Origin of the sequence: Zhaonella formicivorans, assembly GCF_004353525.1 — a bacterium.
Classification (GTDB): domain Bacteria; phylum Bacillota; class DUOV01; order DUOV01; family Zhaonellaceae; genus Zhaonella; species Zhaonella formicivorans.
In genome coordinates, this window is sequence record NZ_CP085524.1 from 46,509 (window position 1) to 70,434 (window position 23,926).

Annotated in this window: 24 protein-coding genes and 1 riboswitch; of the genes, 20 read left to right on the forward strand and 4 right to left on the reverse strand. The window is 47.5% G+C overall.

Features of this window, described 5'->3' with window-relative positions; genetic code table 11:
* Positions 1-295 precede the first annotated feature (295 nt).
* The 8 genes from purE (at position 296) to purD (ending at position 9,031) form a co-directional block, all read left to right on the forward strand.
* A complete protein-coding gene (gene purE, locus EYS13_RS00195) occupies positions 296-820 on the forward strand; it encodes a 5-(carboxyamino)imidazole ribonucleotide mutase (RefSeq protein WP_227764810.1) in 525 nt (174 codons plus the stop codon).
* A gap of 45 nt (positions 821-865) precedes the next feature.
* A complete protein-coding gene (purB, locus tag EYS13_RS00200; protein ID WP_227764811.1) occupies positions 866-2,161 on the forward strand; it encodes an adenylosuccinate lyase in 1,296 nt (431 codons plus the stop codon).
* Between the two features lie 18 nt (positions 2,162-2,179).
* A complete protein-coding gene (gene purC, locus EYS13_RS00205; RefSeq protein ID WP_227767727.1) occupies positions 2,180-2,884 on the forward strand; it encodes a phosphoribosylaminoimidazolesuccinocarboxamide synthase in 705 nt (234 codons plus the stop codon).
* 13 nt (positions 2,885-2,897) lie between these two features.
* Positions 2,898-4,316, forward strand: coding sequence for an amidophosphoribosyltransferase (purF, locus tag EYS13_RS00210; RefSeq protein WP_227764813.1), 1,419 nt, complete (start codon positions 2,898-2,900; stop codon positions 4,314-4,316).
* Positions 4,316-5,356, forward strand: coding sequence for a phosphoribosylformylglycinamidine cyclo-ligase (purM, locus tag EYS13_RS00215; protein WP_227764815.1), 1,041 nt, complete (start codon positions 4,316-4,318; stop codon positions 5,354-5,356). Before purF ends, purM begins: the two co-directional genes overlap by 1 nt.
* Complete coding sequence (purN, locus tag EYS13_RS00220) at positions 5,350-5,955, forward strand: phosphoribosylglycinamide formyltransferase (RefSeq protein WP_227764818.1); 606 nt, start codon at positions 5,350-5,352, stop codon at positions 5,953-5,955. Before purM ends, purN begins: the two co-directional genes overlap by 7 nt.
* A 164-nt stretch (positions 5,956-6,119) precedes the next feature.
* A complete protein-coding gene (purH, locus tag EYS13_RS00225) occupies positions 6,120-7,637 on the forward strand; it encodes a bifunctional phosphoribosylaminoimidazolecarboxamide formyltransferase/IMP cyclohydrolase (RefSeq protein WP_227764819.1) in 1,518 nt (505 codons plus the stop codon).
* Positions 7,638-7,768: 131 nt separating this feature from the next.
* Entirely contained in the window at positions 7,769-9,031 is a 1,263-nt protein-coding gene (gene purD, locus EYS13_RS00230) for a phosphoribosylamine--glycine ligase (protein ID WP_227764821.1), read from the forward strand.
* Between the two features lie 56 nt (positions 9,032-9,087).
* Here purD and EYS13_RS00235 read toward each other — a convergent pair whose 3' ends face one another.
* The 4 genes from EYS13_RS00235 to EYS13_RS00250 all read right to left on the reverse strand — a co-directional run bounded on the left by EYS13_RS00235 (position 9,088) and on the right by EYS13_RS00250 (position 13,509).
* Positions 9,088-9,930, reverse strand: coding sequence for a MetQ/NlpA family ABC transporter substrate-binding protein (locus tag EYS13_RS00235; RefSeq protein WP_227764822.1), 843 nt, complete (start codon positions 9,928-9,930; stop codon positions 9,088-9,090).
* 25 nt (positions 9,931-9,955) lie between these two features.
* Positions 9,956-10,630, reverse strand: coding sequence for a methionine ABC transporter permease MetI (locus tag EYS13_RS00240; RefSeq protein WP_227764825.1), 675 nt, complete (start codon positions 10,628-10,630; stop codon positions 9,956-9,958).
* The gene (locus EYS13_RS00245; protein ID WP_227764826.1) at positions 10,623-11,651 is read right to left on the reverse strand and encodes a methionine ABC transporter ATP-binding protein; all 1,029 of its coding nucleotides are present in this window, start codon (positions 11,649-11,651) and stop codon (positions 10,623-10,625) included. Before EYS13_RS00245 ends, EYS13_RS00240 begins: the two co-directional genes overlap by 8 nt.
* A gap of 87 nt (positions 11,652-11,738) precedes the next feature.
* Positions 11,739-11,862: riboswitch (SAM riboswitch) on the reverse strand.
* 246 nt (positions 11,863-12,108) lie between these two features.
* The gene (locus EYS13_RS00250) at positions 12,109-13,509 is read right to left on the reverse strand and encodes an ISLre2 family transposase (protein ID WP_227764829.1); all 1,401 of its coding nucleotides are present in this window, start codon (positions 13,507-13,509) and stop codon (positions 12,109-12,111) included.
* 251 nt (positions 13,510-13,760) lie between these two features.
* Here EYS13_RS00250 and EYS13_RS00255 point away from each other — a divergent pair, with 251 nt between their 5' ends.
* The 12 genes from EYS13_RS00255 to pcrA all read left to right on the forward strand — a co-directional run bounded on the left by EYS13_RS00255 (position 13,761) and on the right by pcrA (position 23,924).
* Positions 13,761-13,970: a Sec-independent protein translocase subunit TatA/TatB gene (locus tag EYS13_RS00255; protein WP_277998224.1), complete on the forward strand. Its 210-nt coding sequence runs from the start codon at positions 13,761-13,763 to the stop codon at positions 13,968-13,970.
* Between the two features lie 131 nt (positions 13,971-14,101).
* On the forward strand, positions 14,102-14,407 hold the full coding sequence (locus tag EYS13_RS00260) for a YerC/YecD family TrpR-related protein (protein ID WP_227767731.1): 306 nt from the start codon (positions 14,102-14,104) through the stop codon (positions 14,405-14,407).
* A gap of 68 nt (positions 14,408-14,475) precedes the next feature.
* On the forward strand, positions 14,476-15,657 hold the full coding sequence (gene hisZ, locus EYS13_RS00265; protein WP_227764830.1) for an ATP phosphoribosyltransferase regulatory subunit: 1,182 nt from the start codon (positions 14,476-14,478) through the stop codon (positions 15,655-15,657).
* Positions 15,647-16,330, forward strand: a complete 684-nt coding sequence (hisG, locus tag EYS13_RS00270) for an ATP phosphoribosyltransferase (protein WP_227764833.1) — start codon at positions 15,647-15,649, stop codon at positions 16,328-16,330. Before hisZ ends, hisG begins: the two co-directional genes overlap by 11 nt.
* Complete coding sequence (hisD, locus tag EYS13_RS00275) at positions 16,323-17,612, forward strand: histidinol dehydrogenase (protein WP_227764834.1); 1,290 nt, start codon at positions 16,323-16,325, stop codon at positions 17,610-17,612. Before hisG ends, hisD begins: the two co-directional genes overlap by 8 nt.
* 67 nt (positions 17,613-17,679) lie before the next feature.
* A complete protein-coding gene (gene hisB, locus EYS13_RS00280; RefSeq protein ID WP_227764836.1) occupies positions 17,680-18,270 on the forward strand; it encodes an imidazoleglycerol-phosphate dehydratase HisB in 591 nt (196 codons plus the stop codon).
* A gap of 147 nt (positions 18,271-18,417) precedes the next feature.
* On the forward strand, positions 18,418-19,032 hold the full coding sequence (gene hisH / locus EYS13_RS00285) for an imidazole glycerol phosphate synthase subunit HisH (RefSeq protein ID WP_277998226.1): 615 nt from the start codon (positions 18,418-18,420) through the stop codon (positions 19,030-19,032).
* A complete protein-coding gene (gene hisA / locus EYS13_RS00290) occupies positions 19,026-19,754 on the forward strand; it encodes a 1-(5-phosphoribosyl)-5-[(5-phosphoribosylamino)methylideneamino]imidazole-4-carboxamide isomerase (RefSeq protein ID WP_423055307.1) in 729 nt (242 codons plus the stop codon). Before hisH ends, hisA begins: the two co-directional genes overlap by 7 nt.
* 8 nt (positions 19,755-19,762) lie before the next feature.
* On the forward strand, positions 19,763-20,521 hold the full coding sequence (gene hisF / locus EYS13_RS00295; protein ID WP_227764840.1) for an imidazole glycerol phosphate synthase subunit HisF: 759 nt from the start codon (positions 19,763-19,765) through the stop codon (positions 20,519-20,521).
* Positions 20,518-21,180, forward strand: a complete 663-nt coding sequence (gene hisIE, locus EYS13_RS00300) for a bifunctional phosphoribosyl-AMP cyclohydrolase/phosphoribosyl-ATP diphosphatase HisIE (protein WP_227764842.1) — start codon at positions 20,518-20,520, stop codon at positions 21,178-21,180. Before hisF ends, hisIE begins: the two co-directional genes overlap by 4 nt.
* 76 nt (positions 21,181-21,256) lie before the next feature.
* On the forward strand, positions 21,257-21,562 hold the full coding sequence (locus tag EYS13_RS00305) for a hypothetical protein (RefSeq protein WP_227764844.1): 306 nt from the start codon (positions 21,257-21,259) through the stop codon (positions 21,560-21,562).
* Positions 21,563-21,743: 181 nt separating this feature from the next.
* Positions 21,744-23,924, forward strand: a complete 2,181-nt coding sequence (gene pcrA, locus EYS13_RS00310) for a DNA helicase PcrA (RefSeq protein ID WP_227764847.1) — start codon at positions 21,744-21,746, stop codon at positions 23,922-23,924.
* Positions 23,925-23,926: the final 2 nt, after the last annotated feature.

A 23,926-nucleotide genomic window follows, 5' to 3' on the forward strand; every position in this document is an offset into this window, starting at 1 on the left:
TAAAAACTGACGACTAATGACAAACGACTAACGACTCGTTCAAAGGTCCATGTCCGAGTGGTACAGGCGTGGTTGCCACGTTACACCGGAGGGATTAAAGCCCAGACGGGTAGGTTTCAGCTTATGCTATAACCTGCCCGACTGGGCTTTTCACTAATTACTGTTAATTCAGAAACTGAAAATTTGTACACAAAAATAATTTGCAGGAAAAACTATTTTAAAGGTTAATTTTAATAAGCTCAAAGCTGATGACTGTTGGCTATTAGCTATTAGCTGAACGAGGAGGAATTTCATTATGTCCGCAGATATCCAAGTAGGTATTGTCATGGGCAGTGATTCAGACTTAAAAATTATGAAAGAGGCAGCCGACGTTTTGGAACAATTCGGCATCGGGTATGAAGTGATTATAGCTTCAGCCCACCGTGTTCCTCATGTTACAGCCCGGTACGCAGAGAGTGCAGCGGAGCGGGGGCTGGAGGTTATTATCGCCGGAGCGGGCGCTGCCGCCCACTTACCGGGGGTTATTGCCGCACTGACCACTTTACCGGTAATCGGGGTCCCAATTCGCACCGCAGCCTTGGGAGGTATGGACTCCTTATATTCCATTGTGCAGATGCCCAAAGGTATTCCAGTGGCTACCATGGCTATTGATGGCGCCAAGAATGCAGGGATTTTTGCGGCTCAGATTCTGGCCGTAAAATATCCTGAACTGCAAGAGAAACTTCGTGCTTTTAAACAAAAGATGGCTGAGGAAGTACAGCAAAAGGCGGAAAAACTGCAGCGCATAGGGATTAAAGCTTATTTGGAGGGCAGGGAATAGCTTATAATAACTAAGTAAGCATTCAGGTTTGTAGGAGGTAAAGTGATGATTGAGCGTTATACCCTGAAAGAGATGGGTCAAGTTTGGAGTGACGAGAGCCGCTTTAGGAAATGGTTAAAAATCGAAGTGCTGGCCTGCGAAGCCCAGGCCAAACTGGGGAAAATCCCCGCTGATGCTTTGCGGGACATTCAGGAAAAGTCAGATTTTGAATTATACCGGATTGCGGAAATCGAAGAAGTTACCAGGCACGATGTAATTGCCTTTTTAACGGCAGTAGCCGAAAAGGTGGGTGATGCTTCCAAATATATTCACATGGGAATGACTTCTTCCGATATTCTGGATACTGCTTTAAGTCTGCAGCTGTGCGAAGCGGCAGATATCCTGGAAAAGAAACTTTTAAAACTGCGGGAAATTTTGGTAAGGCTAGCTAAAGAACACAAATATACCCTGATGATGGGAAGAACCCATGGAGTTCATGCCGAACCGGTAACTTTTGGGTTGAAGATGGCTTTGTGGGTAACGGAAGTGGACAGGTCTCTGGAACGTTTAAAAGCGGCCAAAGAGCATGTCCGGGTTGGACAGATTTCCGGGGCGGTGGGCACCTTCGCCAACATCGATCCGCAGGTCGAAGAATATGTCTGTGAGAAGCTGGGTTTAAAACCGGCGCCGGTCTCTACCCAAGTCATTCAGCGCGACCGCCACGCTTATTATTTATCTACTTTGGCGGTAATCGGCAGTTCCTTGGAAAAATTTGCTACAGAGATCCGCAACCTGCAGCGGACCGAAATCCTGGAAGCAGAAGAAGCCTTTGCCAAAGGACAAAAAGGTTCTTCGGCCATGCCTCATAAAAAGAACCCTATTACGGCTGAAAGGGTGGCGGGATTGGCCCGGGTGCTTCGGGGCAATGCCTTAGCTGGGCTGGAAAATGTGGCCCTCTGGCATGAACGGGACCTCACCCATTCTTCCGTAGAACGGGTAATCCTGCCTGATTCCACCATCCTTTTGGACTATATGCTGGCTAAATTTATTGAGATCATGGACAACCTGGTAATCCATAAAGAAAATATGCAGACTAACCTGGAAAAGACATTGGGCCTGATTTTCTCACAGCGGGTGCTGCTGGCGCTGGTGGATAAAGGGATTTTACGCGAGACTGCTTACCAGTGGGTCCAACGCAATGCCTTAGAAGCTTGGCGCACTAAAACTGAATTTAAAAAACTGGTCCTGGCTGACCAGGATATAATGGCTAGGCTGTCCCCGGAGGAAGTAGAGGACCTGTTTGACTACAGTTATCACTTAAAGCATATAGATTACATCTTTAACCGGGCCGGTTTAAACTAAAAGGAGGAGAAAACGGTGGTGCAAAAACTTGAGCAGTTGTACGAAGGAAAGGCCAAAAAAGTTTTTAAGACAGATAATGGGGGGCTGTACTGGGTGGAGTACAAGGATGATGCCACCGCTTTTGACGGTAAAAAAAGAGGTACTATCCAGGGAAAAGGTTACTATAACAATCAGATTTCAGCCATCCTTTTCAAGTATCTGGAAAGACAGGGAATTCCCACCCATTTTGTGGAGCTCTTAGGCGAACGGGAGATGCTGGTTAAAGCCTTGGACATCATTCCGGTGGAGGTAATTGCCAGAAATATTGCTGCCGGAAGTCTGGCGAAGCGTTTAGGCTTACCGGAAGGGACTGTTTTGGCTAAACCGGTCCTGGAATTCTGCTATAAGTCCGATGAGCTGGGAGACCCCATGGTTAATGATTATCATATTGCAACTTTAGGTTTAGCTACTGATGAGGAGATGCAGCAAATTAAAAAAATTGCCTGGGAGGTAAATCAACTCCTAAGTCAGTACTTAGCAGGTTACGGGCTTACTTTGGTGGATTTTAAACTGGAATTTGGCCGTTATCAGGGACAAGTGCTGTTAGGCGACGAGATTTCACCGGATACCTGCCGTTTTTGGGACACTAAAACTCAGGAGAAGCTGGACAAGGACCGTTTCCGCAGGGATTTGGGCCAAGTTGAAGAAGCCTATGCGGAAGTCTTACAGAGATTGCGAAGTTAAGGGGGCGGCTTAAATGCCTTGCTTTTTAGAAGACAAGCCCCGCGAGGAGTGCGGAGTGTTTGGCATTTATGGACCTGGCCTGGAGGTAGCCACCTTGACCTACTACGGTCTTTATGCTTTGCAGCACCGCGGCCAGGAAAGCGCCGGAATCGCCGTATCCGACGGTAAATATATCGACGTCCATAAGAACATGGGCCTGGTGGCTGAGGTTTTTAATGAAGAGAACCTGGCAAAGCTCAAAGGGCATATAGCCATCGGTCATGTGCGCTATTCTACCACCGGTTCCACTTCTTTGGTCAATGCGCAGCCCCTGTCTTTCCGCTACCTGCGGGGAATGGTCGCCTTGGCCCATAATGGGAATTTGACTAATGCCAATGATCTCAGGTACTCTTTGGGCGCCACAGGCTCTGTTTTTCAGTCTACCTCAGATACGGAAGTGATAGTCAATTTAATCGCCCGTTACGGTCAAAACACCATTGAAGAGGCTTTGATGAAATGCATGATCGACCTGAAAGGGGCATATTCTCTGGTAATCATGACAGAAGACAAATTGATCGGCATGCGGGACCCTTTTGGAGTACGCCCCCTGTGCTTAGGCCAATTGGGAGAAGCTTTTGTCATCGCTTCCGAGTCCTGTGCCCTTGATACCATTGGAGCTGTCTTCCTCCGGGACATTGAGCCGGGCGAAATTGTGGTTATCGACCATAACGGGCCGCGCTCCGTCCAGACTAAAGCTCACCCTGACAGGGCCTTATGTGTTTTTGAATTGGTTTACCTGGCCCGCCCTGACAGCGTCATTGACGGCGAAGTAGTGAATGAGGTCCGCAGGGAAATGGGCAGGCAGTTGGCCCGGGAAAAAGCAGTTGAGGCAGACATGGTAGTGGCTGTCCCTGATTCGGGTACGGCTGCGGCAGTTGGTTATGCTGAAAGTTCAGGGATTCCTTTTAAAGATGGATTGATGAAGAACCGCTACATAGGCAGGACTTTTATCCAGCCTGTGCAGAAAATGCGGGATATTGGTGTCCGCTTGAAGCTCAACCCCATTCGCCAGGTTTTGCAGGGACAGCGGGTGGTACTGGTTGATGACTCCATTGTGCGGGGTACTACTTCCAGGAAAATTGTCCAGATGCTGCGTGAAGCCGGGGTGAAGGAAGTGCACCTCCTGATCAGCTCACCGCCTATTCTTTACCCGTGTTATTACGGTATTGATACTTCAGCCCGGGCGGAATTGATTGCTGCCCAACACGATTTAGAAGAAATCAGGAAATTTATTGGAGCAGACAGCCTGTACTACCTAAGCTTGGAAGGTATGTTAAATGCAGCTCGCGGCTCCAAGGATAATTTCTGTGTGGCTTGTTTTAATGGCCGCTATCCCATTGAGATACCGGAAAATATTGAAGGAAAATTTGCTTTGGAAAGAGGTCGGGCGTGATGGAGAAGAAATCTCTGACATATCAGGATGCCGGAGTGGATATCGCAGCGGGCAATAAGGCTGTGGAGTTAATGAAGAGCCATGTCAAAAAGACGTGGCGTCCGGAGGTATTGGGTGATTTAGGCAGCTTTGGAGGTTTCTTCGCCTTAAATAAAGGAAAATATCAGGAGCCTGTGCTGGTAGCGGGGACTGACGGTGTCGGTACAAAGTTAAGGGTAGCCATGCTGATGGACAAACACGACACCATCGGGATCGATGCTGTGGCCATGTGTGTCAACGATATTCTGGTCCAAGGGGCGGAGCCCTTATTCTTTCTGGACTACCTGGCGGTAGGAAAACTTGTTCCTGAAAAAGTGGCGGACATTGTGGGCGGCATCGCCAGCGGCTGCCGGGAGGCCGGCTGTGCCCTGATCGGGGGAGAAACGGCGGAGATGCCTGGTTTCTACGCGGAAGAAGAGTACGATGTGGCCGGCTTTGCCGTAGGTATTGTTGAGAAGAGCAAAATAATTGATGGCAGAGATATAATCTGCGGTGACAAAATAATCGGCATAGCTTCCTCAGGCCTCCATTCCAACGGGTATTCTTTAGCCCGCAAGGTGCTTTTGGAAGCGGGAGGACTGAAACTGGACCAGGTGGTCCGGGGTGTAGGCCGCCCTTTGGGAGATGAACTTTTAACCCCTACAAAAATATACGTCCGCCCAGTGCTGAAGTTACTGGAAATGTACCAGATCAAGGGTATGGCCCATATTACAGGGGGAGGGCTGACGGAGAATGTTCCGCGCATTTTGCCCCGGGGAGTGAATGCCAGAATAAGCCTGGGCAGTTGGCCCATTCCGCCAATTTTTACCTTAATTCAAGAACTAGGCAATGTTAGTACGGAAGAAATGTACCGCACCTTTAACATGGGCATCGGAATAGTACTGGTGGTCCCTGAAGAACAGGAACAAGCTGTTATTCATTTTTTGGAGCAGCAAGGGGAGCAGGCCTTTCCCGTCGGTGAAATTGTTGCCGGAAGCGGGGTTATGGAGTACCGATGCTAAAGGTAGGTGTGCTTGTTTCTGGCAGGGGCTCCAATCTGCAGGCCCTACTGGAGGCGGCTAGGGACGGAAGTTTAGGAGCTGAGATCGTCCTGGTGCTGAGCGACAGGGCTGAAGCTCAGGCCCTTTTAAGGGCCGGGGATTTCGGCGTTCCGGCGGAATATGTGGCGCCCGAAAACTTTAATTCCAAAGACGCTTATGATCAGGCCCTGGTAGAAAAGTTGAAAGCCCGGAATGTAGAGCTGGTGGTGCTGGCCGGATATATGCGCCTTTTGACTTCAACCTTTTTGGCCGCTTTTCCGGAGAGAGTGATCAATATCCACCCTTCGCTCTTGCCGGCTTTTCCGGGGTTAAATGCCCAGGCCCAGGCAGTGGAATACGGAGTGAAGTATTCTGGCTGTACGGTGCATTTTGTTGACGAACGTATGGACGGTGGTCCCATAATCGCCCAAACTGTTGTCCCTGTGAAACAGGATGATGATGCCGACAGTTTAGCCCGACGGATTTTGGAAGAAGAGCACCGTCTGCTGCCCCAAGTGGTGCGGTGGATTGCTCGGGGGAAGGTAAGGGTTATTGGGAGAAGAGTGCTTGTTGAAGAATAGCTATTAGCTATCAGCCTGCAGCCGTCAGCCTTGAATATTTGCTGGTTGTTGGTAGGTAGTTGGTAGTAAAAAGAATTGTGGCTAAATATCTTTTTGAAAAATACTTAAGCTAGAGTAATAGCTGACAGCAGACGGCTGACAGCTAAGAATGCGGAGGTGATAAAATGCGCGCGCTTTTAAGTGTATCTGATAAGACCGGAATTGTAGAGTTGGCCAGGGAACTGGTGAGTTTGGGTTACCAGGTTCTTTCCACCGGAGGAACAGCAAAAACATTGCAGGAACACAATATACCGGTGACTCCTGTCAGCCAGGCTACAGGTTTTCCTGAAATACTGGAAGGCAGAGTGAAGACTTTGCATCCCAAAATCCACGGAGGAATCCTGGCCAAGCGCACACCGGACCATTTGAAACAATTGGCTACAAACGAAATTGAGCCTATTGATATTGTAGTAGTCAACCTCTATCCTTTTAAGGAGACCATTGCGAGGTCCGATGTTACATTAGAAGAAGCTATTGAAAACATCGACATCGGCGGCCCTGCCATGGTCAGAGCTGCTGCCAAAAACCACGAATATGTTACTGTCATCGTTAACCCGGCCAGGTATCCCGAAGTTTTATCCCAGCTGCGGGAGCAGGGAGAAGTATCCCTGGCTTTAAGACGGGAGTTGGCCTATGAGGCTTTCCGGCACACCGCTGAATATGACTTGATGATAAGCCAATATCTGGGAGATTTAATTGGTTGCGAAAAATTCCCACCCATTTTCAGTTTAACAGGCGAAAAAGTTCAGGACCTGCGCTACGGGGAAAACCCGCATCAAAATGCGGCTTTTTACCGCACAGAAAACTCGGGGCTGGCTGCGGCCAAGCAGCTGCAGGGCAAAGAGCTGTCTTTCAACAATATCATGGATTTAGAGGCGGCATGGAATATAGTTAAGGAGTTTAGCGAACCGGCATGCGCTATCATCAAGCATACCAACCCCTGCGGTGTGGCTATAGCGGCAACATTGGCTGAGGCCTATACAAAAGCTCATGAGGCCGACCCTGTTTCAGCTTTTGGAGGTATTGTGGGTTTTAACCGGATTGTTGACGGCCCCACTGCCAGTGAGTTAATTAAAACATTTTTAGAAGCTGTTGCCGCACCGGGTTATACTCCGGAGGCACTGGAGATTTTAGGCGGGAAGCCTAACCTGCGGGTAATGTCTGTACCAGCCGGACAGGGACGAGAGTTACAATTGGATATTAAAAAGGTCAGCGGCGGCTTTTTAGTCCAAGATAAAGATATAGAACTTTATTCCGGTGACTGGAAGTGGGTAACTACGAAGAAAGCTTCTCCTGATTTAATTAAGGATTTGGAATTTGCCTGGAAAGTGGTGAAACACGTTAAATCCAATGCCATTGTTACGGCTAAAGGTGGAGTTACAACGGGTATCGGACCTGGCCAAACCAACCGGGTAGGAGCGGCGAAAATTGCGCTGGAGCAGGCCGGGGATAAAGCCAGGGGGGGAGTTTTAGCCTCCGATGCTTTTTTCCCCTTCCGCGACACGGTGGACCTGGCAGCAAAGTACGGTATCTCTGCTATAGTTCAGCCCGGCGGCTCTGTGAAGGATGAGGAATCAATTGCAGCCTGCAACGAGCACGGCATAGCCATGGCCTTTACAGGCATGAGACACTTCAAGCACTAATGAGTCAGGGGACGGTTCTCTGACTCATTAGTGCTTGAATAGTGAGTCAGAGAACCGTCCCCTGACTCATTTTTTGAGCTGAAAGCCGATGGCTGACGGCCAGTGGCCTATTACAACAAAGGAGGTTTAACATGAAAATACTAGTTGTGGGTGGCGGTGGCAGGGAGCATGCGCTGGTCTGGAAGTTGGCCCAGAGCCCTAAAGTAACCAATATTTACTGTGCTCCTGGAAACGGAGGGATCTGCCAAACTGCGAAATGTGTCCCTATTGCTGCCGAAAATATAGAGGGATTGGTCCGCTTTGCTCTGGAGCAGAAGATAGACCTGACCGTGGTGGGACCAGAGGCTCCGTTGGTTTTAGGGATCGCTGAACTTTTTCAAGCCCATGGCCTGCGTATTTTTGCTCCCACCGGCAGGGCTGCTGCCATCGAAGGAAGTAAAGGTCTGGCAAAAGATTTAATGTACAAGTACCATATTCCTACGGCGAGATACGGCGTCTTTGAGGAGCCGGAAATGGCCAAACTCTACATCCGAGATAACGGAGTTCCATGCGTGGTGAAAGCTGATGGGCTGGCTGCCGGTAAAGGGGTAATTGTAGCTATGACCATGGAGGAAGCCTGTCGGGCAGTTGATTCCTTCATGAATGAGCTAAGTTTGGGGGTAGCCGGTTCCAAAGTGGTGATTGAAGAGTTTTTGGTCGGAGAAGAAGTCAGCGTCATGGCTTTTACCGATGGAAAAACCGTCAAGCCTATGGTGTGGGCGCAGGACCATAAAAGGGTTTACGACGGTGACCAGGGGCCTAATACGGGAGGGATGGGGGCCTATTCGCCGCCCAAAATGTACACCCCTGAGTTAGACAAACAAATAACAGAAACTATTTTACAGCCTGTAATCGAAGGTTTAACCTGGGAAAACAGATTTTATCAGGGTGTCATCTATGCCGGATTGATGTTGACTGCAGGTGGTCCAAAAGTGCTGGAGTTCAATGCCCGCTTCGGCGACCCCGAAACCCAGGCAGTTTTAATGCGGTTAGAGACGGATTTAGTCGACATAATCGAAGCCATCCTGGAAGGGAGGCTGGCAGAAACCTCCGTTACCTGGCGGGATGAAGCTGCAGCCTGTGTTGTCCTCGCCTCGGGTGGGTATCCCGGCAGCTATCGGAAAGGATTGTCCATCACCGGGCTGGAAAGCATTCAGGATCCGGATGTACAAATTTTTCATGCAGGCACTGCCATTAAAGACGGCCAAGTTGTCACATCAGGGGGAAGAGTCCTGGGAGTAACTGCCTTAGGTGCTGATGTACGGGAGGCTTTATCCAAAGCTTACCGGGCTGTAGAAAAAATCAACTTTCCCGATATGCATTACAGAAAGGATATCGGCTACAGGGCTTTATAAAGCATATCGCAAAAATAAAAGACATCGCCGGAAACCCGCCGATGTCTTTTATTTTTTTACTCTGCAGTAGGCACTACAGCGCCTTGGTATTTTTCTTCGATAAATTGCTTAATTTCAGGGGAAGTCAGTACTTCATTCAAAGCCTTGATTTCTTCCCGGTTTTCGTCGCCTTTGCGGATAGCAACAACGTTAGCGTAAGTTTTAGCAGCTAAAGAATCTTTGCTTTCAGAGATGATAGCATCTTTAGCAGGGCTTAAGCCTGCGTCGATTGCATAGTTGCCGTTAATTATGGCAGCGGTTACGTCAGGCAACGCCCTGGTGAGCTGGGCTGCTTCCAACTCCACTATTTCTACTTTCACAGTGTACTCGGCGATATCATTTTTTGTGGCTTTCAGGTTATTTGCATCCTTTAATTTCAAGATGCCGTTATCCTGTAAAAGCAGCAGCGCTCTGGCTTCGTTGGTTACATCATTTGGTACGGCGATTTTATCCCCGTCTTTCAGCTCGTCCAGAGATTTAATCTTCTGGGAGTATAGGCCCATTGGTTCATAGTGTACTGCTACAGTGTGTGTCAAATCCAATTTGTTTTCTTTGGTGAAATCCTCTAAATAAGGCACGTGCTGGAAAAAGTTGGCATCCAGACTGCCATCGGCTAAGGCTGTGTTAGGCGTTACGTAATCGGTGAAAACTTTGATCTCCAGTTCAATGCCTTTTGCAGCCAACAGTTCTTTGGCTTTTTCCAGAATTTCAGCATGAGGTACAGGAGTGGCTCCTACCACCAATTTAGTTGTTTCTTGCTTTTCTGTTTCCTGGCTAACTGTTTCTTGCTTATCTCCGCAGCCAGCAAGTAAACCCAAAGACAAACCCAGGATTAAAATAATGAGCAACGCTTTTTTCACTTTGTTTTTCCCCCTTACAATTCTTTTATTTTTTATTTACTTTGCCTGAGAGGCTTTCACCCAACATTTGAATCAGTTGAACCATTACAATTAAGATGATAATTGTGATCAGCAAGATGCCGTCTTCACGCCGGTAATATCCGAAGCGCATGGCTAAATCCCCTAAACCGCCTCCGCCTACAAAACCGGCCATGGCTGAATAACCGATTAAAGTGATGGTGGTAATTGTAGCTCCTAGAATCAGCGAAGCCATTGCTTCCGGAAGCAGCACTTTGGTAATGATCTGCCATGGAGTGGCCCCCATGGACAGGGCTGCTTCAATAATACCCCATTCAATTTCTTTCAGGGATGTTTCCACCATTCTGGCCACAAATGGAATTGCTCCCACCGTCAGTGGAACAGTTGCCCCCATGGTGCCGATAGATGAGCCTACAATTGCCCGCGTAAATGGAATGATTGCTACCAGCAAGATGATGAATGGCAGGGAGCGGGCTGCGTTGATGACAGCGCCTAGCACCAGATTGACAAATTTATTTTCCAGAATATGGCCCGGCGAGGTTGTTACCAGAATGATCCCCAGCGGTATGCCAAGAATATGGGAAAAAATGACTGACAAAATTACCATCTGAAGCGTTTGGACAAAGGCAACCGCTACTTGAGGGCCGATATCGGCCAGATACTGCATGAGAGATTCAATCATTGGTTAACACCTCTACTTTCAACCCCTGTTGCTTTAAGTAGGAGATAGCCTGAGCGGTATTCCCCGGTTGGCCGGCAAGCTGCACCGTTAAGGTGCCGAAAATTGTATCCTTAATATGGTCAATATTGCCATAAAGGATGTTAGCTTTGATATTAAAGGTTTGCACCAGGTTGGATATTACCGGTTCCCCTGCTGAATCGCCAATAAAGGAAATCCGGATTAACTGGCTGTTTGCTTTTTCACCGTTTTGCCGCTTGGTCACAACTTCGGGAATTTCTGTGTTAATTATGCTTTTTACGAATTCCCGGGCGGTTGCAGTTCTGGGATTGGTAAACAGCTCCAAAACCGGCCCGGTTTCAGCAATTTTACCGTCCGCAATCACTGCTACCGAGTCGCAGATTGACTTGATAACCGACATCTCGTGAGTAATGATTACAATAGTCAGCTTGAGCTGCTGGTTGATGCTCCTCAGCAGTTTCAGGATAGACTCGGTGGTTTGCGGATCTAAGGCTGATGTTGCTTCATCGCATAACAGCACTTTCGGGTCATTGGCCAGTGCTCGGGCAATGCCCACTCGCTGTTTTTGACCGCCGCTGAGCTGTGAGGGGTAAGCATTGGCTTTATCGCTTAAACCTACCAGTTCTAAAAGCTGGGTTACTTTAGCGTTGATCTTTGCCCTATCCTTAATACCGGCAATTTCTAAGGGGAAGGCCACGTTCTCGGCTACGGTGCGGGACCAGAGCAGATTGAAGTGCTGAAAGATCATGCCTATATTGCGTCGGGCCAGGCGCAACTCGCTCGCCGATAGACTTGTCATATCTTGTCCGTCCACAATTACCTTTCCTTCTGTTGGCCTTTCCAGCATGTTCAGGCACCTGATCAAAGTGCTCTTTCCTGCACCGCTTAAGCCGATAATCCCAAAGATCTCTCCCTGTTTAATTTTCAGGTCTATTCCATCTAAGGCCAGCACGGAACCTTTACCTTTGCCGTAGATCTTTTTTAAGCCTGCAATTTCAATCATTGCATTTCCTCTTTTCTTAAGAAAAGTTAGTTTCCAACAAATAAAAAACCTTTTCCGCACAGGCAGAAAAGGTTTACATTCCTGTAACTCTCATCTGCCAGAACAACGTTCTGCAGGAATTGGCACCGTGCCAATTAAGAGGTTATCACCCCTGAAGTGGTCGGTTGCCGGGCGTCATCGGGCCAGTCCCTCAACCTACTCTTGATAAGAGCGTTACTTTTATTTAACTGAAACCTATAATAGCACATTACGGGTATTGGGTCAATTGCTTTATTTTTACGATAGTGTCAAGTAACTGTAGGATTTTTTACGAGATAAATTCACCTATCCGGTTCAGAGCGGTAGCCTCGTTGTAAATTTGCCTGATATTTTTTGATTAATTTTTGAATTATATGGTTGTATTGCTAATATTTTACTATGAAGATACATATTATTTCTGGTTGCCCTTAGCACAGGTCTACGCAGTAGCGGCTAGTGCCCTGAGGGCCTTGGTCAATGGACTCTGGGGTCCTTTCAGGATGGGCATATTCCGAATCATTTCTATTGCCACGTTCCTTTGGATTGTTCTCTTGGCCCTTTTTAGTTTTTCTGCGTCTACCTGTAACGCTTTTACCGGTTGTTTTTGCTGGGCCAGGTATATTTCCTTTATATTTAACCCGTTGGCTTTGGCTGCCCGAAGGCTGGCCATTTGTTCGGCTCCTGCTTTGCTCCATCCCCCTGGCCGATTGCTTAATCTGGCAGATAGTATATGGCTTACGTGTCCTTCTGCGCTGCATCCCTGCACTTCTTCACGGTATCGGTTACGCGCTTCTATCCCATCCCACTGCCCCCGAATGTACCGCTTCGTTTTTGTAATCGCTTTCTGGCGCTCTGGACGGAGTTTTTGGGCTTTATCCAATACAACCATTACTTTTTCCAAGTCACTGCGCTTTATATGTTCCCAAAGGGCTGCTTGTAGTTTGGGCTCAGGGCCTACAGCGGCTATTATATATTTGCTCAGGTGGAAGAGGTCAAGTATAAATATGGACTTGGGTATTATTTCTGTTCCGCTGCGAATCCACGCTGCTCCGTCCCCGTTTATATAAATCCTTTCTATCTGGTCTAGTTCATATTGCTTTTCTATATAGTCAAGGACAGCAAACCATAAGTCGTCAATGGTCTTGTACGGTCCGCTGAAATAGCGGGCATTCCGGAGCCGGTTCCTACCCCGGCTTGCTTTTTCTATTCCTTCATGTACATAGATCAACGGTATTTGCATCCGTCCCTTTTTTCCCCACTGGGCTACGTGGTCCTCGTCTGCTTCTATGTACAAAATCCTCACCCTTCGCTTTTGCGCAGGTATTATATCATCGCTACTCAAGGGCACTTTAATTCTGTCTATGGTATTCTTGACTGTCTGTCCACTCAAACTTTCTCCCCATCCGTACTGCTCCGGCCCTCTGCCGCTACGACGGTAAGATTGTTCGGTAGCCATGTCAGCCAATACGGACTTAGCTGCTGCATCCACCCGCATGTGTGGTGTATATCCGGCATAGTCGTCAACTAAATGAGCGTAGGATTGGGTTTCTTTATGGTAAAAGTAGGTACGATGATAGCTCATTTCTCCAAAGACTGTGACCACATGTTTCTCTTCTTGACGCCGCTCAACCACCCAACCGGGACGTTCTTCCCGGTGCTCAACCAGATAAGCATCCTGGGTTTCCAGGACCATCTTCAGTATGTCTTTTCCCAATTGGTTAAGGATCTCTTTAACCTTGATTTCCAACTCCGGATATGTGATTTTTCTCTCTAAAGCCTCAATTACGTTTTCCCCAACCAGCAGGAATTTATCCCATAAGTGTTGAATTATCTTTTCCATAAGACCTCACCTCTCGAGTCTTTTTGCCTTAGGGCTTAAGGCTCCGTCTTTCGCCAGACGGTGAGGTCTTATTTCTTTCCCCTGCCCTTTTTTTCCTGCAGGGTATCCTACAGTAATTTTACACTAACATTTTTACTTTTGCCAAATGTTCAAAACAGATTTTGGGATTCACATCTACTAATGCTTTTGGAAGGAAAACCGATATTTGCAGCGAATTAATGAGTATAACAATATGACGAGGGGGTTGCACCGTGTTTGGTTTTTTGCCTAGCATAGGGCCATGGGAGTTAATACTCATTTTGGCTATTGCTTTAATAATCTTCGGTCCAGGCAAACTGCCTGAAGTTGGAAAGGCTATTGGTAAAGGGCTAAGAGAATTCAAAAACGCCGCTTCCCAGGTTACTGATCAGCTTAACACTGAAGTTACGGAGGAGCCGAAAAAAGAGGAGAAACAAAGTTAATTTGACCTTATCCCGTTCTTAAACAAAAGAGCGGGTTTTTTTATAAACCCGGCCCAAAACAAGGATTAAACAGAAAATTGTAGAAAATAAAAGGTTAAATTATGGATATAATTTGGTTAGGAGAGGGTGCCATGGCCTATCACAGCAGACTCAAGGATAAATTTATTGACGAACTGTTTGAGGCAATTCTGCTTTTAGAAGATGAAGAGGAATGCTACCGTTTTTTTGAGGATATTTGTACAGTTGCTGAGTTAAAATCCCTGGCACAGCGGTTGGCGGTAGCGAAGATGCTCCAAGAGGACTATACGTATACTACCATCGCTGAGGAAACGGGCGCCAGCACGGCAACTATCAGCAGGGTGAAAAGGTGCCTGAATTACGGCGCAGACGGTTACAAACTGGTGCTAAAAAGACTGAAAAGCAAAAAAAGTAATTGACAGTGAGTTGAAGCGGTGGTATTATTGCGTTAATACTTTAACTTATTAAAGCGCTAGAGGTGCTGCCAATGAGTAAACTGTCACCGCTTTTACAAATACCTACCGGTGTGAAGGATGTTTTGCCCGGTGAGGCTTGGAATAAACGCAGCCTGGAAGCAGCCCTGGTTAACCTGTTTCAGCAGTGGGGATATCTGGAAGTGGCTACCCCTACCTTTGAATTTTATGAGGTTGTGCGCGAGGAGGACAGCCCCGAGGACCAGCTCTTCAAGTTTATTGATCGTGAAGGCCGCATACTCGCGCTGCGGCCCGATATGACCACTCCCATCGCCCGTCTGGTAACGACCCATTTGCGCAATGGTTCTTTACCGTTACGGTTGTTTTACACCGGGAGTGTTTTTCGTTATGAAAGCATTCAGACCGGCCGGCAGCGGGAATTCAGTCAGGCCGGTGTAGAACTCATCGGTGCCCGGGGGGTTGGGGCCGATTCTGAAGTCATCGCACTGGCCATAGAGGCACTGCTTGCTTGTTGCCTGGAGCAGTTTAGAATTGGTATCGGACAGGTTGCAGTCACTAAAGGGTTAATTGAACAGACCGGCCAGGATCCTGCAGCCCTGAAAAAAATCAAACAGGCAATTATCAATAAAGACTTTGTTGGTTTAGAAACTATTTTAGGACAGCAGGGCTGTAGCGAAGAGCAAAAAGTAAAACTAATGGAAACGGCCACTTTACATGGGTCGAGAGAAGTTTTAGAGAAAGCGCGGCAGCTAAGCTCCGAGCCTGAGATTGTAAACGCTCTCGATGCGCTGCAGGAAGTGTACGAAATCCTGGATAATTATGGTTTGTCCAAGTATATTTTCTTTGATTTCAGCATCTTAAGGGATTTTGATTACTATACCGGTATAGTGTTTGAAGGTTATGCCCCAGGTTTGGGGTATCCTGTCTGCGGAGGAGGCAGGTATGATAATTTATTAGGAAAGTTTGGCTATGACTGTCCCGCCATAGGGTTTGCCATGGGCTTGGAGAGGATAATGCTTGCGCAAAATGCCGACCATGGACTGCCGCCGGTTGATTACCTCCTTACAGGTCATGATTATGCTGCGCTGTTAAAAAAGGCCAAAGAATTGCGCGGCCAAGGGTTTATAGTGGAAATAGATTTGACAGGTGAGGGCTTGTTGGACTCAAATTATGTCCGAGGCAGGAAAATCAAACATGTCCTGGAAGTAGACGGGGGGATTACTGATGCTGGATAAAATGACCATTGCCTTGCCCAAAGGCAAATTAGGGGAAACAGCTGTGGAATTAATAGGACGCATCGGATTGCCCACCTCAGGTTTAAAAACTGATTCCAGAACGCTGATGTTTGATTATCCTGAGGCAAATCTACGTTATATCATTTGCCGGCCAACTGATATACCTACCTATGTGGAGTACGGGGCCGCTGACCTGGGAATCGTGGGCAAGGATACCATTGTGGAAGCTAAAGCCGATGTATTTGAGCTGGTGGACTTGAAATTCGGGAAATGCAGGTTTGTGGTGGCAGTTCCGGAAAATATGCTGGCAAGTTATGTTAAGGAAAATGGCGGTTTTGACTTGAGCCGCTTAAATAATAACCGGGTTGCAACCAAGTTCCCCAGAGTTGCCGAGGATTTTTTTGCCGGATTGGGAATGCAAATGGAAGTTATCAAGCTGCATGGCAATATAGAATTAGCGCCACGGGTGGGGCTGGCTGAAATGATTGTGGACATAGTTTCTACAGGTAAAACATTAAGGGAAAATGGACTGGTAGCGGTGGAAGACATTTTTGAAGCTACAGCCAGGCTGATTGCTAACCGGGTGAGCTACCGGATGAAAAATGACAGGTTAACGGACATTGTTGCCCGGCTGCGGCAGGTAATAGACAATGGAGGAACCAGTGATGCTTAGAATAATAAATAGCAAGGAAACGGGAGTACAAGACCTTTTACGCAAAGTGCATGGCGTTGATGAGTCTTTGATCAATAGCGTGCGGCAGATAGTGGAAGATGTGCGCATAAACGGTGAGGCAGCTGTCTTTCATTATACCAGACGCTTTGACGGTGCCGAACTCAGTGCAGCAACATGGCAGGTGACAGAAGCTGAACTGGAAGAGGCTTGCCGCCAGGTGGAAGAGGAATTTTTAGCCGCTTTACGGAGGGCTAAAGCCAATATAATTTCCTTTCACCAAAAACAGCTGCAAAAGTCCTGGTGGGAAACGGACTCGAAAGGTAACATTACGGGACAAATTTACCGGCCTGTGGAGCGGGTAGGCATTTATGTTCCAGGAGGTACGGCTGCCTATCCGTCATCTGTTCTAATGACTGCTCTGCCCGCTGTAGTGGCCGGAGTTAAAGAGATCATTATGACATCACCGCCTAATGCAGATGGCACCATGAATCCATATACTCTGGTAGCGGCTAAAGAAGCAGGTGTAACGGCTGTTTATAAGGCTGGAGGTGCCCAGGCTATTGCTGCACTGGCCTATGGTACGGAAAATCTGCGACCGGTACAGAAAATTGTCGGGCCGGGCAACATTTTTGTTACTCTGGCTAAAAAAATGGTCTACGGCCAGGTGGATATCGATATGCTGGCCGGACCAAGCGAGATTCTGGTTATTGCCGATGAGACCGCCCGGCCGGAGTTTGTTGCTGCAGATCTGCTTTCCCAGGCAGAACACGATCCCCTGGCTTCAGCCATACTGCTTACCCCTTCCCAAGAGTTAGCCCAAGCAGTCCGGGGAGAAGTGGAAGTTCAGCTGGAGATGCTCCCCCGGAAGGAAATTGCCAGGAAGTCTATCGACAGTGCCAGCGGCATTATAGTTACGGAAGATCTGGAGGAAGCGCTTGCTTTGGCCAATGAATTTGCGCCGGAGCACCTGGAGCTGGCTGTAGAGGACCCTTTCCGCTGGCTGGGTAAAATCAGGAATGCCGGGGCAATTTTCTTGGGGCATTTTAGCCCGGAACCGTTAGGAGATTATTTTGCCGGTCCCAATCACGTTTTGCCTACCGGTGGAACAGCCAAATTCTACTCCCCGTTAAATGTGGATATTTATATGAAGAAGTCCAGCTTGATTGTTTACAGCAGGCAAGGTTTAGAAGCTGCGTCCCAGGATATTATTAAGCTTGCCAGCGTAGAAGGGCTCGACGCCCACGCCAATGCGATTAGGGTAAGAGTAGCGGAAGAATGTTGACATACGAATATTATTTTTTTAGCCTGCGCTGATAGCTGACAGCTGAAGGCTGAAATGGAGGTAAGCCATGACCCGTGTTGGAGCAGTATATCGAAAGACCGGGGAAACTGAGATTAAAATTAGCCTGGAATTAGATGGTAACGGGAACTTGACTGGTTCGTCAGGGTTGCCTTTCTTTGACCACATGTTGCATTTATGGGCTAAGCATGGCAGCTTCAACTTGCACTTGGAAGTTAAGGGCGATTTGGAAGTGGACGGCCATCACACGGTGGAGGATATTGGCATAGTGCTGGGACAAGCTTTGACAAAAGCTTTAGGGGATAAATCAGGCATCACCCGTTACGGCCATATAATTTTACCCATGGATGAGGCTCTGGTCCTGGTTGCCTTGGATATCAGCGGTCGCCCCTATCTAAGTTTTGATGTGGAGTTGCCTAACGCTAAGTTAGGCACTTTTGACAGTGAATTAGTGGAAGAGTTTCTGCGGGCCTTTTGCGTCCATGGCGGCTTGACGCTGCATGTGAAGCTTTTGAGTGGCAAGAATACACACCATATAATTGAAGGGATCTTTAAAGCTTTAGCTCGGGCATTAAAGGATGCGGTAGCCATAGACCCTAAAGCCCACGGGTTGCTGCCCAGCACTAAAGGGCTGCTTTAAATTAGTTGATAGTTGTTAGTTTTTAGTTGTTAGTTGTAAAAATTACAGTAAAGAATCAATTGCTTACAACTAGCAACCAACAACTAACAACTACTAAATTATAGTCGTATTTGCTAAAAGCAATTGGTTAATTAAAGGACGTGAGTTGTGGTGATAGCAATAATAAACTACGGCATGGGAAACTTGCGCAGCGTACAAAAGGGCTTGGAAAGCGTTGGCTGCCAGGCCTTTATCACGAGCGATCCCCGGGAGATCCAGCGAGCTAAAGGAATAGTTCTGCCTGGTGTTGGAGCGTTTGCTGATGCTATAGAAAGTTTGAAAGAAAACGGCTTGATACCGGTAATTCATGAAGCAATTCGGGCTGGGAAGCCTTTTTTGGGCATTTGCCTGGGCATGCAGCTGCTCTTTGAATACAGCGAGGAAAATGGCTTGCACCAAGGACTCAGCATTTTTAAAGGGGGCGTAAAACGGCTGTCCTCCGGACTGAAAGTGCCCCATATGGGATGGAACCAACTGAAGTTTAAACGGGAAAGCCCTATTTTAAAAGACGTGCCTGAAGGCACAGCCTGCTATTTTGTCCATTCTTACCATGTTATACCGGATGAGCAGGAAGTGGTCATCGCTACCACCGAATATGGACAAGAGGTAGTGGCTATGGTAGCCAGGGAAAATGTATTCGGTATCCAGTTCCATCCGGAGAAAAGCAGTAAATGGGGCTTACGGATACTGAAAAATTACGGGGAGTTGGTGTCAACGTGTTAGTAATTCCGGCCATAGATTTAAAGGATGGAAAATGCGTACGGCTGTACCAGGGACGGATGGACGAAACTACGGTGTTTTCAGATGACCCAGTGGCTATGGCCGAAAAATGGCAAATAGCCGGCGCCAGGCTTTTGCATTTGGTAGATCTTGACGGGGCCTTTTCCGGTTCTCCTAGAAATTCTGCAGTTATAACAAAAATTGTGCAAAAGTTAAAAATACCGGTGCAGCTGGGCGGTGGCATCCGCAATCTGGAAACAATCCGGCGGCTCCTGGAAGAAGGCATAAACCGGGTGATTTTAGGAACTTCTGCCGTAACTAATCCTCAGCTGGTAGAAAAAGCCTGTGCTCTCTACGGCGAGAGGATCCTTTTAGGGATCGATGCCAAGGATGGTTTAGTCGCGATCAATGGCTGGGAGTCCAACGTAAATAAAACATTTATTGAGCTGGCGCTGGAAATGAAAGATCTTGGCATTAAACGGGTAATTTTTACCGATACCAAGCTGGATGGAACATTACAAGGCCCAAACCTGAAAAGCACCAGGGAGTTAGCTGAAAAAACAGGTCTGAAAGTTATTGCCTCCGGAGGAATTTCCTCTCTGGCTGATATTGAGGCATTGCGGGAGCTGGAAGCCTACGGCGTTGAAGGAGTTATAACGGGCAAAGCTTTATATACGGGTAAAATCAAGTTGGAGGAAGCTATAGCGCTGGCGGAGAGGAAGTGAGGGAAGCTATGCTGACTAAAAGGATCATACCTTGCCTGGATGTACACCGGGGCAGGGTGGTTAAAGGGGTAAATTTCGTGGATATCCGGGATGCCGGTGACCCGGTAGCCCTGGCAGCGGCCTATGATGAGGCAGGCGCTGATGAGCTGGTTTTTCTGGATATTACCGCCTCCGTAGAAGAGCGGGAAATTATGTTAGATGTCGTGCGCCGTACTGCCGAAGAGGTGTTTATCCCTTTTACGGTAGGCGGAGGTTTAAGGACTATTGAGGACATCAGGGCTATGCTGGCTGCCGGTGCTGATAAGGTTTCTTTCTGTACTCCTGCGGTGCAGCGGCCTGAGCTGATTGAAGAAGCAGCCAAAAAATTCGGCAGCCAGTGTGTTGTAGTAGCTATTGATGCCAGGCGACAAGGCCCAGGTTCTTGGGAGGCATATATCCATGGAGGCAGGACACCAACAGGACTCGATGTAGTTGCCTGGGCTAAAGAAGTGGAAGAGAGGGGCGCCGGCGAAATACTCTTAACCAGTATGGACCGGGATGGGACTAAAGACGGATATGACCTGGAATTAACCAGCACTGTAAGTGCGACAGTCAATATCCCCGTAATCGCCTCAGGAGGAGTGGGAAATTTAAAACATTTGCTGGATGGTCTGACCATTGGCAACGCCGATGCCGTGCTGGCTGCTTCTATTTTTCATTACGGTGAATATACGGTTGCCCAGGCGAAAGAGTATTTGGCGGAAAACGGGGTGTTGGTAAGAAGATGAATTTACAAGAAAGTGTATTGGATAATATTAAATATAATCAGCAAGGTTTAATTCCTGCTATTGTGCAAGAGTCAGATACAGGTGAAGTGCTGATGCTGGCCTATATGAACAGGGAATCTTTAGAGCGTTCACTGGCTACGGGCGAAACGTGGTTTTACAGCCGCAGCAGGCAGGAATTGTGGCATAAGGGCGCTACCTCCGGCCACATTCAAAAGATTGATGGAATTTATTACGACTGCGATGCGGATACGCTTTTGGTGAAAGTCAAACAAACCGGAGAAGCCTGTCATGAAGGCTATCATTCCTGCTTTCACTATGAACTGCAAAAGGACGGCACAGGGAAAATACTACAGGAGAAAGCGATAGCGGGCGGGATGAAACTTGGTAAAATATTAGAAGAAGTTTACCGGGTGATTTTAGACCGGCAGAAAAACCGCCCCGAGAAGTCTTACACTACCTACCTGTTTGAAAAAGGTGTTGATAAAATTTTGAAAAAAGTGGGCGAAGAAACAGCGGAAGTAATAATAGCAGCCAAAAATAACAACCCGGCAGAAGTGGTTTACGAAGTATCGGATTTGCTCTATCATCTGCTGGTGTTGCTGGTAGAGCAAGGTGTCAATTTGGAAAAAATTGCTGGGGAATTGCAGGGCAGAAGGTAAAGAAAAAGACTGTCGATCTAATAATTAGCTTCCTGTTACCATATACTAAAAGATGTGAGGTACAGGAGGTGAAAAAATGGAACCTGATGATGAACTGTTTCCCAATAGCCCCGGTGTTTACCGTACCGATGTAGAGACAAACCGGGCAGATGAAAAGATCAGCGGCGTAACCATGGATAAGGACTACGAGGTCTACAGCCATTATGAAATGCAGCAAAAACAAAGTGGTGGCAAAGTCCCTCCTCAAGCTAAGAATAAGACAGGCAGCAAATTCACGGCTGAAGCAGCTGCTGACTTAACTCCGGCAGATCAGGACTTTAAGCCTAATTATGATCGTGTACATGATTTAATGGTAGACAGCTATGGTATACAAAAGGAATAGTAAATAATAAATACCCCTCAAATGCGAGGGGTTTTATTTTTTACTTATAACTACAGAATTGCCTAAATTCTGATATAATGCTATCTAGAGAAAACAGCACAGCTGTTTGGAAGATTTCTTAAATTTTGTTAGCTGAAGGCTGATGGCCGGAGGCTGATAGCTATTCATCAGGAGGAAAACAATGCTTGAACTTTTGAATAAACTCAATCCGGCCCAAAAGGAGGCTGTTCTGCATACAGATGGTCCTTTGCTCATTCTGGCGGGAGCGGGGAGCGGAAAAACCAGGGTTCTGACCAACCGGGTTGCTTATCTTATTGCACAAGGAGTGGCTCCTGACCGCATTTTGGCCATTACTTTTACCAATAAAGCCGCCAACAAAATGAAGGAACGGATCACGGGTCTGGTAGGTGCCTCTGCTGCAGCCAGGTTATGGGTCAGTACTTTTCACGCCGCGTGCGTAAGGATCTTGCGGCGTGAAATAGCAGCCCTGGGTTACCAGAGCAACTTTGTGATTTACGATACTGCTGACCAGCAAACACTAATCAAAAACTGTCTGAAAGAGTTGAATCTGGATGAAAAGAAATTTACGCCCCGTTCCATTCAGGCTGCCATCAGCCAGGCCAAAAACAGGCTAAAGAGCGCCGAACAGTACGACCGGGAGGCTGCCGATTACTTTGAGCAAAAAGCAGCTGATGTTTTTAAGCTCTACCAGGACAAGCTTAAAGCCGCCAACGCCCTTGATTTTGATGACCTGCTGGTTTTAACTGTGAAGCTGTTCAAGGAAAACCGGACAGCGCTTCATTATTATCAGCACAAGTTTCAACATATCCTGGTGGATGAATACCAGGATACCAACCATGCCCAGTATGTGTTAATTAAAATGCTGGCTGAAGTCCACCGCAACATTTGTGTGGTTGGGGACCCTGATCAGTCCATTTATGGCTGGCGCGGGGCCGATATCCAAAATATCCTCGATTTTGAGGAAGATTATCCCGATGCTAAAGTTATTAAACTGGAACAAAATTACCGTTCCACTAAGACCATTTTGCAAGCAGCCAACCATGTGATTGCTAACAATACGGGGCGGAAAGAAAAGGCCCTCTGGACGGAAAACAAAAAGGGAGAACCGGTGATTTGCTTTATCGGCCAGGATGAACGCCATGAGGCGGAATTCATAGCCGGCGAAATTTACCGCCGGCACCATCAGGAAGGGCGTTCGTACAGGGAGTTTGCCGTGCTGTATCGTACCAACGCCCAATCCCGTGTTTTTGAAGAAACATTTATCAGGCATGGCATTCCCTATGAAGTTATCGGCGGATTGAAATTCTACGAACGTAAAGAGATCAAAGATATACTGGCCTACCTGCGGGTTCTGGCTAATCCCAGCGACACTGTTAGCCTCTCCAGGATAATTAATGTGCCGAAGAGGGGGATTGGGGAGGCAACTTTTGCTAAAGTTGAGGAATTTGCCGGACAGGTAGGGTTAAGTCCCTATGAGGCTTTAAAAGTAGTAGGCAGTATCCCCGGTTTAACTCCCCGCTTTACCAAAGGCATAAAACAATTCAGTGAGCTGATGGAAAGCTTTAGAGAAAAAGTGGATAAAATACCTTTAACAGATTTGGTACAGACCATCCTCACTGAAACCGGCTATTGGACTGAACTGGAACTGGAGAAAACAGTGGAGTCCCAGACCAGGATTGAAAACCTGCAGGAATTTTTGTCCGTTACTGCTGATTTTGATAAGCATGCCGAAGATAAAACCCTGGACGCCTTTTTGGCCCAAATTTCCTTGGTTTCCGACCTGGACAGCTACGCCGAGGGAGAAGCGGCTGTTGTTTTAATGACTTTACACACTGCTAAGGGGTTGGAGTACCCGGTGGTATTTCTGGCCGGTCTGGAGGAAGGGGTTTTCCCCCATTCCAGGGCTTTGTTGGACGAGCCGGAGCTTGAAGAGGAACGCCGTCTTTGCTACGTAGGCATGACCAGAGCGCAGGAAATGCTGTACATGACCCGGGCCTGGCAGCGCACTCTATACGGCAATACCCTCTACAACCCACCCTCCAGGTTCCTGGATGAGATTCCAGAAGAGTTGAAAGCGGGGGACGAGCTTAAACAAGTAACCAATTTAAGAACCGAAGCTAAAACGATAGGTTCACTACCGTTTAATAAGCCCGCTGCTGCTGTTGAACCCCGTGCAAAAGCCTCCTTTAATTTAGGAGACCATGTTATTCATGCCAAATGGGGAGAAGGTGTCATAGTGAAAATTGACGGCCAGGGGAAAGATGCGCAGATTTCCATCGCTTTCCCCAATTTGGGTATCAAGAATGTGCTTGCCCAGTATGCACCCATTCAGAAAGCATAGGT